At 48.1% G+C, this 14,810-nt stretch carries 16 protein-coding genes; 10 read left to right on the plus strand and 6 right to left on the minus strand.

Annotated features, from left to right (window positions below; genetic code table 11):
• The first annotated feature begins 142 nt into the window (after positions 1-142).
• Positions 143-361, plus strand: coding sequence for a hypothetical protein (locus BWK47_RS00160; RefSeq protein ID WP_204250432.1), 219 nt, complete (start codon positions 143-145; stop codon positions 359-361).
• 158 nt (positions 362-519) lie between these two features.
• On the opposite strand, the gene rfbD is transcribed toward BWK47_RS00160, so the two are convergent.
• From rfbD to glgA, 3 genes are all read right to left on the minus strand, one after another.
• Complete coding sequence (gene rfbD, locus BWK47_RS00165) at positions 520-1,401, minus strand: dTDP-4-dehydrorhamnose reductase (RefSeq protein ID WP_162327105.1); 882 nt, start codon at positions 1,399-1,401, stop codon at positions 520-522.
• Between the two features lie 5 nt (positions 1,402-1,406).
• On the minus strand, positions 1,407-2,075 hold the full coding sequence (msrA, locus tag BWK47_RS00170) for a peptide-methionine (S)-S-oxide reductase MsrA (protein ID WP_162327106.1): 669 nt from the start codon (positions 2,073-2,075) through the stop codon (positions 1,407-1,409).
• A 114-nt stretch (positions 2,076-2,189) separates the two neighbouring features.
• Positions 2,190-3,665, minus strand: a complete 1,476-nt coding sequence (gene glgA / locus BWK47_RS00175) for a glycogen synthase GlgA (RefSeq protein WP_010871253.1) — start codon at positions 3,663-3,665, stop codon at positions 2,190-2,192.
• Here glgA and BWK47_RS17220 point away from each other — a divergent pair.
• Entirely contained in the window at positions 3,658-3,792 is a 135-nt protein-coding gene (locus BWK47_RS17220) for a hypothetical protein (protein ID WP_257793032.1), read from the plus strand. The two genes, glgA and BWK47_RS17220, sit on opposite strands and share 8 nt — an antisense overlap.
• Positions 3,793-3,877: 85 nt before the next feature.
• Here BWK47_RS17220 and BWK47_RS00180 read toward each other — a convergent pair whose 3' ends face one another.
• Entirely contained in the window at positions 3,878-4,471 is a 594-nt protein-coding gene (locus BWK47_RS00180; protein WP_237269716.1) for a TetR/AcrR family transcriptional regulator, read from the minus strand.
• A gap of 116 nt (positions 4,472-4,587) precedes the next feature.
• Here BWK47_RS00180 and BWK47_RS00185 point away from each other — a divergent pair, with 116 nt between their 5' ends.
• The 6 genes from BWK47_RS00185 (at position 4,588) to BWK47_RS00210 (ending at position 10,588) form a co-directional block, all read left to right on the plus strand.
• Positions 4,588-5,262, plus strand: a complete 675-nt coding sequence (locus tag BWK47_RS00185; RefSeq protein ID WP_020861345.1) for a GNAT family N-acetyltransferase — start codon at positions 4,588-4,590, stop codon at positions 5,260-5,262.
• A gap of 100 nt (positions 5,263-5,362) precedes the next feature.
• Positions 5,363-6,361, plus strand: coding sequence for an ABC transporter ATP-binding protein (locus BWK47_RS00190; protein ID WP_162327108.1), 999 nt, complete (start codon positions 5,363-5,365; stop codon positions 6,359-6,361).
• Positions 6,362-6,673: 312 nt separating this feature from the next.
• Positions 6,674-8,431 carry a hypothetical protein gene (locus tag BWK47_RS00195; RefSeq protein WP_162327109.1) on the plus strand — a complete coding sequence of 586 codons (1,758 nt, stop codon included), beginning with the start codon at positions 6,674-6,676 and terminating at the stop codon, positions 8,429-8,431.
• Between the two features lie 41 nt (positions 8,432-8,472).
• Complete coding sequence (locus BWK47_RS00200) at positions 8,473-9,204, plus strand: class I SAM-dependent methyltransferase (protein ID WP_237269717.1); 732 nt, start codon at positions 8,473-8,475, stop codon at positions 9,202-9,204.
• A 28-nt stretch (positions 9,205-9,232) separates the two neighbouring features.
• On the plus strand, positions 9,233-9,754 hold the full coding sequence (locus tag BWK47_RS00205; protein ID WP_162327111.1) for a DinB family protein: 522 nt from the start codon (positions 9,233-9,235) through the stop codon (positions 9,752-9,754).
• 72 nt (positions 9,755-9,826) lie between these two features.
• Positions 9,827-10,588 (plus strand): class I SAM-dependent methyltransferase, encoded by a 762-nt coding sequence (locus BWK47_RS00210; RefSeq protein ID WP_162327112.1) that lies wholly within the window; start codon positions 9,827-9,829, stop codon positions 10,586-10,588.
• A gap of 78 nt (positions 10,589-10,666) precedes the next feature.
• Here BWK47_RS00210 and BWK47_RS00215 read toward each other — a convergent pair whose 3' ends face one another.
• Positions 10,667-12,352 (minus strand): purple acid phosphatase family protein, encoded by a 1,686-nt coding sequence (locus BWK47_RS00215; RefSeq protein ID WP_162327113.1) that lies wholly within the window; start codon positions 12,350-12,352, stop codon positions 10,667-10,669.
• Between the two features lie 72 nt (positions 12,353-12,424).
• Between BWK47_RS00215 and BWK47_RS00220 the strand changes: the two genes are divergently transcribed.
• Positions 12,425-13,180 carry a WecB/TagA/CpsF family glycosyltransferase gene (locus tag BWK47_RS00220; protein WP_162329553.1) on the plus strand — a complete coding sequence of 252 codons (756 nt, stop codon included), beginning with the start codon at positions 12,425-12,427 and terminating at the stop codon, positions 13,178-13,180.
• 38 nt (positions 13,181-13,218) lie between these two features.
• Here BWK47_RS00220 and tsaB read toward each other — a convergent pair whose 3' ends face one another.
• Positions 13,219-13,878, minus strand: coding sequence for a tRNA (adenosine(37)-N6)-threonylcarbamoyltransferase complex dimerization subunit type 1 TsaB (tsaB, locus tag BWK47_RS00225; RefSeq protein WP_162327114.1), 660 nt, complete (start codon positions 13,876-13,878; stop codon positions 13,219-13,221).
• A 224-nt stretch (positions 13,879-14,102) separates the two neighbouring features.
• On the opposite strand from tsaB, the gene BWK47_RS00230 reads away from it, so the two are divergent.
• Positions 14,103-14,804 (plus strand): SGNH/GDSL hydrolase family protein, encoded by a 702-nt coding sequence (locus BWK47_RS00230; protein ID WP_162327115.1) that lies wholly within the window; start codon positions 14,103-14,105, stop codon positions 14,802-14,804.
• Positions 14,805-14,810 lie beyond the last annotated feature (6 nt).

A 14,810-nucleotide genomic window follows, 5' to 3' on the forward strand; every position in this document is an offset into this window, starting at 1 on the left:
CATCAACGCGACTCAGTCCGTTGTCAATCTGCGGGACATTATTGGTACTGTTAACAGCACTATTAAGCAAATTTCCAGCACCGCTGATCACAATCAGGATGAACTAAAGCAATTACTACAAGAGTTGAGCACAGCCATTGAAATGGAAGCCAAGCTAGACGACGATGAAAAAGTGGAAGCGGCCAATCAGGTTAAAAAAATTGCCGAAGCGGCCCAAAACCCAGACGATGTGGGACTTACAACCAAAGCAAAACGGGCTGTGAGATTTCTAGAAACGATCGCCAACGGCTTAGAACCTGCCAGCAAATTAGTTCATGCTTGTCAAAACGGGTTGCCGTTAATTTTGGGGTTACTGGGTTAGTGGTGAGTTGCTATGTTTATGGATCTCCCGTGGAGCAGCCTATGATCACAACATCAGTACAGGTTGACAATCCTGATAATTTTAATTTTTCGCTAAATTTTGGAATCAAACCATCATTTTTGTCGGTGTAACGTCTGCTGATAATCGCCCCGTAAACCTTAAAAAATTCCTGCCATTAGCCCTTCCTGGAGCATGGCCCGCAATGAAGCTCGCCAATGGGGAGGGGCAGACCCCAAAGCTCGTACTATTTTTTCATGGGATAAAACAGAATAGGCTGGCCGTCGGGCCGGGGTAGGATAGGCCGCTGTGGCAATGGGCACCACCTGACGCACCTTAAGGGGAATACCTAGATTTTCAACTTCCTCAAAAATAGCCACGGCAAAATCGTACCAACTCGCCACCCCACTGTTGCTGTAGTGGTAAATGCCTTGGGCCCGTTGTTCCGTCAAAGCGGCGATCGCCTCGGCCAGATCCTTTGCCCAGGTGGGCCCACCAATTTGATCCGCCACCACCCTCACTTCTTCCCGTTCTTTGCCTAAACGCACCATGGTTTTGACAAAATTGCCCGATCCATGGACTCCATAAACCCAGGCAGTGCGGACAATAAGAAAATTACAACCACTGTCGGCAATGGCTATTTCCCCCTGGAATTTGCCTTGGCCATAAACCCCGAGGGGATTGGTGACATCTGTTTCTCGGTAGGGAGAACTCTGGCTACCATCAAACACATAGTCAGTGGAAATATGCACCACATAGGCACCGATTTCCTTGGCCACTTTGGCGATCGCCTGGGGAGCAAGGGCGTTAACTGCGTAAGCTAATTCTGGCTCTGTTTCGGCCCTGTCCACAGCAGTATAGGCGGCGGAGTTGACAATGATGTCCGGGGCAACAGCACGAATTTTCTCGCCTAGGACATCTGGCTGGGCCAAATCAAAGCTAACCCTAGTTGCTTCTTGCACTGAACCAAAACGGGACAAAGGAATGGCTAATTCTCGCCCCACTTGTCCCGCTGAACCTAATAACAGGATTTTGCTCGCCAACCCAACTAAGCTCCCAGGGAAACTTCTGTGCCAATGGGGCAGGCCACATTAGTGCCCCCCAAACCGCAGTAACCATTGGGATTTTTCGCCAAATATTGTTGGTGATAATCTTCAGCGTAATAAAAATCCGGGGCTGGTAAAATTTCTGTGGTAATTTCCCCGTAACCCACCTGTTGGAGAGCTTGCTGATAGGCTTGCTTCGATGCCAAAGCGGCCTGTTGTTGGGCTTCGGAATAGGTGTAAATGCCAGAGCGGTATTGGGTACCCACATCATTGCCCTGGCGCATGCCCTGGGTGGGGTTATGGCTTTCCCAAAAAACTTTGAGCAATTGGTCGTAACTTACTTGCTGGGGATCAAAGGCTACTAAAACCACCTCATTATGGCCAGTCATACCCGTACAAACTTCTTGATAATTGGGATTGGGAGTATAACCAGCCGCATAACCAACAGCGGTGCTGTAAACTCCAGGGATTTGCCAAAATTTGCGTTCTGCTCCCCAAAAACAGCCTAAACCAAACAGAGCCGTTTCCATTCCCTGGGGAAAGGGAGCTTTGAGAGGATTGCCGTTGACAAAATGCTTATCTGGCACGGGCATAGTGGCCGATCGCCCGGGTAATGCTTCATTGGGGGCAACCATGGCAGTTTTTTTACCGAATAAATCGAAGAATCCCATAATGCTTAAGTTGTTGTTATTTATCTAGTGCGGATAATACTGAACGAAGCTTTGACCAACTGCTTTGACTCCGCCTCTGAACTAGTGTAACGAAACTGTTACAAATCCGAAGTGTTAAGCCCGGATGTATTCGTAGGCTTCCACATATTGGAGCCCTGGTTTATTCCAAGAGTAGTCGTAGGCCATGCCCTGCAAGGCCAAGGTTTTAAAAGCCACGGGATCATCCTTATACAAGGCGATCGCCCGACTGAGGGCCGTTTCCAGGGCATACTCATCCGGTTGATAGAAAACAAAACCATTACGTTTCTCCGGGGGATGGTTCTGATCATAATCCCGGTCGAAAACAGTATTTACCAAACCGCCTACTCCCCGCACCACCGGAACGGCCCCATAACGCAGACCAATCATTTGGGTCAAACCACAGGGTTCGTAGTTGCTGGGCACCACAATAATGTCCGCCGCTCCGTAAATTAAGTGGGCCAGCTCCTCGTCAAAGCCCAACTCTAGATGGACATTGGGGTTATCGTTGAGATGTTGTTTTTCATGCCAGAACCATTTGCTCAGATTGGGTTCGGTGGCGGAGCCGAGCAGGACAAATTGCGCTCCCTGGCTGAGGGCGTAGTAGATGGAGTGATGCACCAAGTGCACACCTTTTTGTCCATCCAAGCGGCCAATAAAGCAGAGCATGGGTTTTTTATCATCCGTTTCTAACAGTAATCTTTCCCGTAACGCTTGCTTATTTTTTGCCTTATCGCCAAAGGTTTTGACACTGAAGTTACTCGCCAGTAAAGGATCAATTTCTGGGTTCCACACTTCGTAATCCAAACCGTTCAAAATACCGCCGAATTTTTGCTGATGGATTTCCAGGGTATGGCCCAAGCCACAGGAAATATCGGAAAAACGGGCTTCCCAAGCATGGTGGGGGGAAACGGTGTTGACATAGTTGGAGTAGACAATGCCCCCCTTCATGAAGTTAATCGCATTGGGATTGAAATTATCCTGCAGGCGATCGTAGCTGAAATAATAACTGTCATTATTAAGCCCAGTGGCGTGGAGAATATTGGCTCCAGCAATGCCCTGGTGTTTGAAATTGTGGATGGTGTAACAAACCCGTTGATGGTCCATGCCGTGGAAACGATAAATTTCATACAACAACACTGGCACCAGTCCCGTTTGCCAATCGTGGCAGTGGATAATGTCTGGGCGTTTGTTACTGCGTAGCAAAAACTCCATGGCCGCCTTGGAGAAAAAGGCAAAGCGCATATGGTCGTCTAGAGCGCCATAATAATGACCCCGATTAAAAAAGTTATCAGAAGATTTGGGCTGAATGAAGAAGCAGAGCCTACCGTGAACCCAGCCACAAAAAACATCACAGAAGATTGAGCTTCCATACCAGGGCACCTCTAGGTTGCGGTAAGCATCGTGTAAACCCCAGATGTGGTCATAGCGCATGCAATCGTACATGGGTAGGATTAGCTCGACGCAATGGCCCCGCAGTTCCAATTCACGGCTTAGGCCGTAAATAACATCCCCCAATCCCCCAGCCTTAATGACGGGGGCGCATTCTGAGGCAATTTGAACGATGTACATAGAGGCTCCTGATAGCGGTTTTTTCTCGACGGCGATCGAGTTGATTGTATTTTCCTATATTGCCTCTCCCTTGCAAGCACTGGAGGAGAATTCCCATGGCCAAGGGGCGATCGCCACTGGAGATTAAAGGATTAAGTTAGTCCAATGACAGCTTGACTCACTACCCATTTTTGGTCATGGGCCTGGCTTTTTTTGAACCCAAGAATGAAAAACTAACCGCAGTGATGATGTCGTAGCAGTAATGTTTCCACCAAGCATTGGGCGGTTGTAAGCCGTTCTGGATCGTTAGACTGGGCTACCCAGGCGGCCAACTCATTCAAGGAACCATTGACCAAATGGGCAAAACCCTCAGCATCGACGGCGTCAAGTTCTCCTTCGGAAACGGCGGTCTGAATCGACCCATTGAGCAAACCAAAGCCATATTGATCAATTTCGGTGAGGTCATCCGCTGCTAAAACTGCGGGAGCTTCCACAAATACCAAGCGCCGCAGTTCATCCTGCTGGGCAACTTCCAGAAATGCTCGACAGCCGACGATTAACTGTTGCCAATTATTATCTAGGGGTTGAACTTTCGTTTGGATATAGTCGGTGATTTCTTCGTAGGCCTCGACGATCACAGCTTTAAACAGCCCCCGCTTGTCCCCGAATTGATGATATAAAGCTCCCCTGGTAATGGCTAGCTCACTGATAATTTCTTCGGTGCCAGTGGCGGCGTACCCCTTGGTGGCAAACAGGTGACGGGCCCGGTCAAGGATGGCGCGGCGAGTGCGTCGAGTTTGTTCTGCTTTGGTTAACTTAGCCGGCATGGTGGATGGATTTAACATTCAGACAGTATGTATCTTGACAAGAAAAAAAACTTCCTCTACTTTTGAGATACATACAGATTGTATCTTTTACGCAAAACTTTCCCCAAGGGGTCGTGATGTCAACCACGCTAAATACCCGTCAAGCAACCACTGCTGACATTCCATTTCTGGCTAGGATTGAGTACGAGGCTTCCCTACCACCTTTAAATCACTGCTTTTGGGACGATTTGTTGGATGGTACTGGCACCACCGCATTGCAGTTTATCGAGGCGGAACTAAAGGCTGATGCTTGCAATTGGGGCAATGTGCCGGATTTTCTGATTTTGGAAGCTGGGGGCCAACCAGTTGCGGCCGCCGCCGGATATGTACCAGGGACGGATGATTACTGTCCATTATGCCTATCCCAGCTAGGGGCGATCGCCAAGGAGTTGAACTGGGGAGAAGAAACCCTAGAGGGTTTTCGTGAGCATTATGTGGGGCTTTGGGGAGGGAATTTACGGCCATTGTTTCTCACACCCCAGGCAACCTGGATTATCGAAAATGTGGCCGTATTACCGGAGGCCCGGGGCCAGGGTTTTGGCAAAGCGTTACTAAGGGCTTTATTGGCCAAAGGGCGATCGCAGGGCCATGAATTTGCTGGCATTATGGTGATCAATGGCAATGACAGAGCCCGCCATACCTATGAATCTGTCGGGTTTAAACCTTACCAAACCTTTTACAAAGATTATTTCTGGGAACAATTTAAGATTGATTTTCCCGGTGTTACCAAGTTTGGTATGCGTCTCAACTAAAAAAGATAACTACCATGTTTGACAAGGGGTGAAACTGGCTGGCTTTAATCATTGGTAATCGGTGGTTGGACTATGATCAATTCACCCACACTTTTTCACTGTGTCCCCCATGGAATTAACCCCTGAAACCAAGGCCGCTGTGGTTACCCAAGGTTTGACCAAACGTTTCGATCGCCAGGGGGCGGTGACCAATGTGGATTTAAGCATTGCGGAGGGTGCCGTGTACGGTCTGATGGGTCCCAATGGGGCGGGGAAGACTACCCTAATCCGTATGTTGGCCACGGCGGAAGAACCCACCAGGGGAGAAATTTATTTATTTGGCGATCGCCTGGTAGCGGGGGCAGACAATTTACGCATCAAACAATATTTGGGCTATCTGCCGGACGATTATCCTCTCTATGAAGACTTGAACGTTTGGGATTATCTCGATTACTTTGCCCGGTTATACCATCTGAAAAATCCTGGGCGTCGCCACCGCATCCAGGAAGTGTTGGAGTTAGTGCAACTAACCAGTAAGCGCCACAGCCGCATTAACAGTCTTTCCCGGGGGATGAAACAACGGTTAAGTTTGGCCCGCACCATTATCCATGAGCCCATTTTACTCCTTCTGGATGAGCCGGTTTCAGGACTAGATCCCCTCGCTCGGCAACAATTTCGTGACATTATTCGGGTGTTGCAGGCCGCTGGCATGACCATTCTGATTTCCTCCCATGTGCTCAGTGACCTGGCTGAACTCTGCACGGCGATCGGGGTGATGGAACTGGGTTGTTTGGTGGAAAGTACCACTTTGACAGATTTATATAACCGGCTGGGGCAGCGCACCATCACCATCTCCCTATTGGAGGGAGTAGAGCAATTGCAGGATTGCCTGAAGGATCAACCCGGTGTGGAGGATTGGCAGATAAACTATGACCAGGGAGATCAGCCAAATTCCGCCCCAGGGACCCACTGCTCTGTGATTTTTTCTGGTTCCCCCGAAGACAGCGCCAACCTGCTCAGAAATTTGATCTATGCTGGTTGTCGAGTCAGTCAATTCCATTGTCAACAGGAGGATTTAGAAAGTATTTTCCTCAAACTAGGACATCAACAGGTTTCTTGACAGTATCAACGGCTGTTCTGCCCTGGTTAAGACTGATAATTTAACTATTTTCTTCTCAAATTACCGTTAATTTATTCATCACTAAATATCTCTCTGTCTAGTTGATTTATTTTCCATTTATCTGAGATTTATTTGACAACTGAAAGCTGTTTCCAACTGGAACTATTTGCTTAATTAAGAAGCTGATTGAAATTACTGACCCTCACTCCTATCGATGTTTGACTGAACAAATAGGAGGATTAATTAGGACTTGACTAACGACTGATTGACTTGATTTTTTGCTTTTCCTTGCCCCACTTCCCCGTCACTGCCATGATCAATTTTTTCTCTACCCATGTCGATCGCCTGGGGGACTGGTATCCCCAATTGTACCGGGAACTCAAAAGCCGTTTCACCGCTACTAAGGTCCGTTGGTTGCTGTTGGTTAGCGTAATTTTCCAGGGTGTGATGGTATTTTTTCGCACTGGAGAAATTCCCGTACTGGATCCCCTCAGCCCCGCTGGCGAGCAATTTAGTCGCTACTGTCTGGGCACTCCACCGGATTGGGAATATAGCCGAGGCATTTTTGTTTGCACCCAGGATTTATTGGGACAACTACAAATTAATTGGCGGCTTTGGTGGCTGGATGGCTTCACTTTTTTGAGCTTGGCCGGGCTGGTTTTATTGGTGGTGGTGGGGGTTTATTTGCTGGTGGCCGATTTACAAAAGGAATGTCAACGGGGCACTTTAAATTTTATTCGCCTTAGTCCCCAGGGCGAGGGCAATTTCATCTGGGGCAAAATGCTGGGGGTGCCTAGTTTGTTGTATGGATTTTTGCTCACCCTTTTGCCTCTCCATATAATCGCCGCTGGGGGGGCGGGCATTTCCTTGCCCCTACTGGCGGGTTACTACGCTGTGGTGTTGGCGGGGGCCAGTTTCTTTTTCCATATTGCCCTCTGGATTGGTTTAAGCAGTAATGCAAAAAGTTATTCCCTTTCTAAAAGCGCGGCGATCGCCGGTTTGTGTGGAGTGGGGACGCTGATGGCAACGACCTTGATTATGCAAGGAAACGACTGGGAGCCATTTTTTCTGTCTTGGTTGTCTCTGTTTTACCCCGGTAAAGCCCTAATTTATTTGGTCCGCTCCACCTTTTTGCCCATGACCACCGTCGGTTACCTTGGTCCCAATGAAATAGACCAATTGCGCTGGTATGGCTGGGATTTATTCCGGTCAGCACCCCTGGGTATGGGGTTTATGGTGGCTAATTTCGGCGTGGGGACCTATTGGATTGCCCAAGTATTACGCCGTCGCTTCCGTCGTCCCCTCAGCACTGCCTGGAGCAAAGTTCAAAGCGTGGGGGTAACCCTGTCCCTAGTGGCGATCGCCAATGGCTTTTTACTCCAGAGCTATACAAAACGGGACCATCTAGATTTGCTGTTGTTTAACCTGGCCAGTTGGCAATTGACCCTTTGTTGCTTCTTTTTGGGGTTGACCCTGGCCCTGTGTCCCCAAATTAACTATTTACGGGATTGGAGCCGCTATCGCCATGAAGCCCCCCGACAGTACCGCTCTTGGAGTTGGCAAAATCTAGTTTCTGACCATAGTCCCCCCCAAGGGGCGATCGCCATTAATCTTTGCTGCACCGCCCTTTTAACCTTGCCCATGGTGTTATTGTTGCCCTGGCTAGCACCAGCACCGGCGGGGTTACCCATTCCCCTCGGCGGCATAGTGGTGGCCTTGACCATGGGTTTGTTGTGGAATTTTACCTTTGCTACCTTGGTCCAGTGGAGTTTGCTACGGATGCGTTTTCCCCGTCTCCTGGTATTAATTTTGTCTGTGGTGGTGATGGTGGTTCTTCCCTTGGCGATCGCTATTGGCGCGGGAATTAAGGAAAGCACCGTGATGTGGTTTAGTCCCCTGCCGTCCATTGCCCTGGTGGAAGGAATTAGCTTTCAAACGCCCTTATTTTTTCTCACGGTTCTCACCCAAACAGTGGTAATTGCGGCCAGCACCTGGCAGTTTAATCGCTACGTTCAACGTCTCGGGCGATCGGAAAGCCAGCAATATCTTGCCCCGGTTCAGCCAGAGTGAGCAATGGCAAATTCCCTATCCCCCCATTTTCCGCCATCACCATGACCACCCCCCTTGAAAAAAAGTCAACCATTGAAGACATCCGTTCCCGTTTTGATAAAGATGTGGCCCGTTTTTCTTCCCTCGAAACTGGCCAGGCGACAACCATTGATGCTCCCCTAGCGATGTCCCTAATTACCGAGGCGGCCGTTTCTTGTACTAAGAATATTCGCAATGTACTAGATATTGGCTGTGGCGCGGGCAACAACACCATTCGACTACGTCAATCCACCAGTCAAGATTTCAATGTTGATCTGCTTGATCTAAGTGCGCCAATGCTGATGAAAGCGGCGGAACGGGTCCAGCAATTAAATAGGGGTTTAGTCCGTACCATACAGGGTGATTTTCGCTCAGTAAGCCTGCCAAACTCCACCTACGATGTGATCATTGCAGCGGCCGTGTTGCACCATTTACGGGATGACGAAGACTGGCGACAAGCTTTTCAGAAAATTTACAATCTACTTGCCCCCGGTGGTAGCGTTTGGATCACCGATTTAGTTTCCCATGAGCAACCGGCTGTCCAAGCAATGATGTGGGACCGATACGGCGACTATTTAGTCTCCCTTGGTGGTGCGGAATATCGGGACAAGGTGTTCGGCTACATTGACCGTGAAGATTCTCCCCGACCCGTTACTTACCAGCTTGATTTGCTCCGTTCCGTTGGCTTTGACACAGTGGAGCTTTTGCATAAAAACTCTTGTTTTGCTGCATTTGGTGCGGTGAAGCATCGATAAATTTATTTCATCAAAAGAGTTAACTAATATGCAAACAAAAAATCACTTCGAGCTAATGGCCCAATACAACCAATGGGTCAATGGGAAAATTTATGGGGTCTGCGCCAAAATTCCCGATGATATGCGAAAAAAAGATTTAGGTGCTTTTTTTAAATCAATCCATGGAACCTTAAATCATATTTTGTATGGAGACAAAGCATGGCTGGGCAGATTCACAGAACAATCTTTGACATCAAAAAGTATTGGGCAGGAACTTTACCAAGACTTTGAAGCGCTATGGGCAGAGAGAAGGGCAATGGACCAAAAAATTTTACACTGGTCCCAGAACTTATCATCCCCATGGTTAGAAGCTCCTTTTGAATATACCAGCAACATAGACAACAAAACTCGCATCATGCCCACCTGGGTGCTGGTCACCCATATGTTTAATCATCAAACCCACCACCGTGGCCAAGTAACAACCGTGATCAAGCAACTTGGCTATGAACCTGGCATAGTGGACTTACCTTGGTTACCTGACCTTGAGGTAAACACTGGTAATGGGCTCTAATCGATAGCGACAAGTACTAGGCTGAAAGGTACTTTTTCTGGCACTAAATTAATTGGGGGCACAGCTCACGAAATGAATCAGGAAAAATTATTGGCCCTGATGATGGATTTGCACCGGGATGGAGCACGCCAAGGGCCAGGAAGCGAAACCGAAACTCTACGAGCCCTCGAACTAACTCGAATTGATCCGTTGGCAAAACTTCAGGTCGCTGACATCGGTTGTGGTACTGGAGCATCGACTTTGGTTTTAGCAAGTAAACTGCAAAATGCACAAATTACTGCCATTGATATTTTTCCAGAATTTCTTGATGTTTTGTCCACAAGAGCAAAGGCAATGGGTTACTCCGAAAAAATCGAGACACTTACAGAATCAATGGACAAACTTTCGTTTGCAGATGAATCGTTGGACCTCATCTGGTCTGAGGGAGCGATCTATAATTTAGGCTTTGCTCAGGGGATTGAGTGCTGGAAGCCCATGCTAAAAACGGGTGGTGTGCTTGCGGTTTCAGAAATCACCTGGCTGAATCCCCTTCCCCCGGAGGAAATTAGACAACACTGGAACACGGAATACCCCGAAATCGCCACTGCTTCTGAGAAAATTGCAATTCTTGAGCACGGAGGCTACGACCTAATTGGATATTTCATTCTTCCATCAACAAACTGGCTGGACAGTTACTATACGCCAGTTGAAGAGCGAATACATGACTTCCTTAAGCGCCATAGGGGAGACCTAGAAGCAGAGGAACTAATAAAAATGGAACGCCGAGAAATGGATCTATACAGGCGATTTAAAAATTGGTTCAGTTATGGGTTTTATGTGGCCCGCAAACGATGAGTTATGGCGACAGATATGTATGTCATTGATTAGCAAAATTGATTACAATGCTAAAAAAATAAACAGGACGTGCTGGATTTATTTTAGTTGAAATTGGTCAAATAAAACTATATTGTTATTATCTGCACTGCTGTCAAAATAGTAGCTTTTGATCACTGCATTATCTTCATCGGTTTCCAGTACACTAAAAACAGTAGTTTTATTGCTGGCAATGTAGGGTAATGGTTTGCCATCGGAATTGAGCAAAGGCGCAATGGTGGGAGTAATGGGCGATAAGCCATTGGGATTGCCCACGGGGAAGTCGTTGTTAGGATCAATAAAATCCGGTAGGGAGCGGGGATTATCAGCTAAATGGGCGCCATAACTGTTACCGACATTGGACGTTTCTAAAAAGTGCATTCCTCCAGGACTAACAAAACGATTCCAAAGATGGGAATGGCCATAAAAAACTAGCTGAACTCCGGCATTTTCTAGCAGGGGAATTAAGTGCTTAATAATCTGATCTTCTCCTTTGGGGTAATGGTAACGGCGATGCACCATAACGCCATCAGGGGTGTATTCTTCGTAGGCTTGGGGATCGGTGTAGGGCGGAGTAACATTACCTCCCAAACTATGGGGAGGATGGTGGAACATCACAATTTTGTACTGGGCTTGGCGGAATTCTTCCCCAGCTAATTCCTGCTTCAGCCATTCATACTGCCTGCTACCGGGGGTAATGGGTTCAAAAATATGCTGACCATAGCCCCAATTTTCCGGTTCATGCAACTGCTGACTGCTTTCTTGATAGCGCCCTGGGGTGCTTGAATCCTGTTGCGGTGTGCGCCAAACATTAGTGACCATTAAGGAAATGAGACGAATATTGCCAAAAGTAACGGCATAATACTGTTTTTGTGGGGCTGGGCTGGGGGGTAAGGAAAAAATTTCTTGATAGGTTTGGAAGTTAAAGGAATTGTCCTCAATCCATTGAGCGGCTTGGCCTGGGTCGTATTCCTGCTCAGCAAAATCCTGCTGCTCAAAATATTCCTCTTCGGCGATCACCTGGGGTCGAGCGTCTTTAAACTGCAAATGCAACGCCTTGCTGAGGGAATTACGTCCCATCACTTCATGGTTGCCAATGCAGGGAAAGAGGGGGGTGGATTGTACAATGGGTGCTCCCTGATAGATTTTCCCCCCCAAAGTTACTGAAGCCCGCCCCTGCAGCACTGGAAAAAAGGATCTACCCCGGCGATCGTCAAACCATTCTGAAGCCCGATCCGGTACGTTGACCATATCCCCTGCGTGGAACACCCCGTCAAAGTCACCATAAACGGCGATCGCCTGTTGGATATTGGCCGCCACCATGGGCATTAACTGATGGTCGGAGGTGAGCAAAATTTTTAAGGGCTGGTCTGGAGGGGGACTAGGTTGCAGGGAAAAAATATCGCTCTGGTGTATGCGTTGGCTCTCCTGGCTAAAAACTTGATAGGGCAAAGTCTCCCCAGCTCTTAAGCCAGTGATCACCGCTTGATGTCGCCAAATGGGTCGGAGAGAAAGCTTGTCATAGGTTTGGAAGGTGTAGGACCATTCATCTTCCCTGGTGCGGGTCAACTGTTGAGTGTCGGCCCCGGTGCGATGCTCCAGGTCTTTGCCCCACTGCACCCAGTGCTTGTCCCCGGCAAATTCGGTAAACCAAACGACTTCAACGCTGTCAGGGGTGGGAAGTTGTAAAAAAGGATCACTCAACATAACCAGGAAATGCATTAATAACAAACTAGTGACAATCATCCCCTGCCCTCGGTTTTATTGCTCCGACAATGGCAAAATTAAACCACCCAGACATCCACTTTGGCTTTTGCTGTGACTATTTCCCGCACCATTATCAGCACGAGAATTGACTGCACAGACTATGGACAAGCCACAGCCACCATCATTAATTTAGCTAAAGCGGCGATCGCCAGTTATGTGGTAGCGGCCAATGTCCACGTGGTAATGAGTGCCTATGGCAATAAAAGTTATCAAGAAATTATTAATCAAGCTGTGTTGGTCACCCCCGATGGTATGCCATTGGTGTGGGGATTAAAATTGCTCGGTTACCCGCAGGCCACCAGAGTTTATGGCCCGGATTTGATGCTAACAATTTGTCAGCGGGCCGCGGCGGAAAACCTTGGTATTTACCTCTACGGTGGTACCGAGGCTTGTTTAACTCAACTACAAGTTAACCTAATTAAATGTTTTCCTACACTCAATATTGTTGGTGCTGATTCTCCTCCTTTTCGTCCCCTGGAACCGCAGGAGGAAGAAGTGGCCCTAGCAAAAATTAAGCGTTCGGAAGCCCATATTCTCTTTGTTGGTTTAGGTTGTCCTAAGCAGGAAATTTGGATGGCTAATCATTATCAAAAACTAGATTTAGTGATGGTGGGGGTGGGAGCCGCTTTTAATTTTCACAGTGGTTTGGTGTCTCAAGCTCCCCGTTGGTTAATGGCCATGGGATTCGAATGGCTCTACCGTTTGCTCATGGAACCGAAGCGATTATGGCGCAGATATTTAATTAACAACCCCGCTTTTATTGTTCTATTTACTTGGCAATGGTTAACAAAAAAAACAACTTTATAAACTATTTTATCCCTAATGTTTTAGCAGTAAAAAGTAAGTTAATTTGCCACAGAGTCGGTGGGACTCATGCCATAAAAAGGTTGGGCCGCTGACCAGTGGGGTCGATCGCCAAGGAGCCAATGTTGCCAAGCTAGGGTGAGGAGTTGGGGGGCAGTGATACCAAGCTGATCTGGGGTAGCGTGAATCTGTTTTACCCCTTTATCCGCCATAAGTTGTTGCCAATCCTCCGGTAACCAAAGGCGATCGCAATCTAGGATAATTAGTCTTTCCCCGACTATTTGATAGAGCGCTCCGTAAAGATAACCCCTGGTTGCGGGCATGGTGACAGCCAATAATTCGCCATCGTCACAGGCTTTAACCAAAGATTGGGCAAAACAGGCCAAGGTGGAAATGGTAAATAGGGGAATTTGTAATTGCTGGGCTAAGGTTCGGGCGGTGACCATGCCAATGCGGACACTGGTAAAGCTACCGGGGCCCTGGGCGACGGCCAGATAATCTAACTCAGACCACTGCTGGCTAGGCAAAAAATCCCCCAAACAATTGTGTAATCGATTGAGTAATTCCCGATCCAAGGGCCAAGTTTGCTGGGCCACTGGATTTTCTCCCCGTTGTAGAGCTAAACCTAGCTGGCCGGTGGCGGTGTGGATGGCCAAGCCCAAACTATGATCGGCCAGGGAGAGGGGGGGAGGTACGGTCATTACCAATGGGTTTAAGTATCGTTGCTTACTGCAACCTTTAGTTTATCGGGGATAGGATGGGGCAAATGCGCCGCAATTATCTAATTTTTTGCCCCAATTTGGCGATCGCCGGGGGGCAAATGTGTATAAATGCTTACGTCAACCTGTAGAATCTCAGTTAAGATCTCGTTACAATCCATCCCATTGGTTTTGATTTTACCCGCCCGACCCTAGGACATCATCCCATGCAAACGATTTCCCCTGCGTCGACCCTTACCCAAACTCCCCGTTTTGACCATCCCCTCAAAGTGTTGGCCATGGGGGACAGTCTTGTCTACGGTTACGGAGATCCCATTGGTGGCGGTTGGGCAGAACGGCTACGGCGATTTTGGATGGAAGAAAATGGCCCCGTCCTCTATAACCTCGGTATCCGTGGCGATCGGGTAGCCCAAGTTAGTGAACGTCTGGAGCAAGAATTTCGTTTACGGGGAGAAATCCGCAACAAAGTCCCCGATTTGCTGATTCTCTCTGTGGGGGTGAACGACTCCCCCCGGTTGGGTCGGCCTGATGGACGGTGTTTCACCGATGAAATTCTCTTTCAAAAACAGGTGGAGCAGCTATTGGACAGCGCTCGTCAACTTTGCCCGGTGCTTTTTGTCGGTATGGTGCCCGTCAACGAAGCTCCCATGCCTTTCCTTGATTGTTTTTACTTTAACCATGCTGACCAACATCATTTCAAAACCATTACCCAACAGGCCTGCGGCGATCGCCAAATTCCTTACCTAGATATCTTTGAAATTTGGCAACAACGGGGCCAAGCATGGATTAACGATCATCTCATGGCCGATGGACTCCATCCCAACGTGGCGGGCTACAAAGCACTCTTGGATGACATCCACCACTGGCAACCCCTAAAGGAACTAACCAGCAAGGTATCTCAACCCTAGTTGTGG

This window comes from Synechocystis sp. CACIAM 05, assembly GCF_010222815.1.
In the GTDB taxonomy this organism is placed as follows: Bacteria; Cyanobacteriota; Cyanobacteriia; order Cyanobacteriales; family Microcystaceae; genus Synechocystis.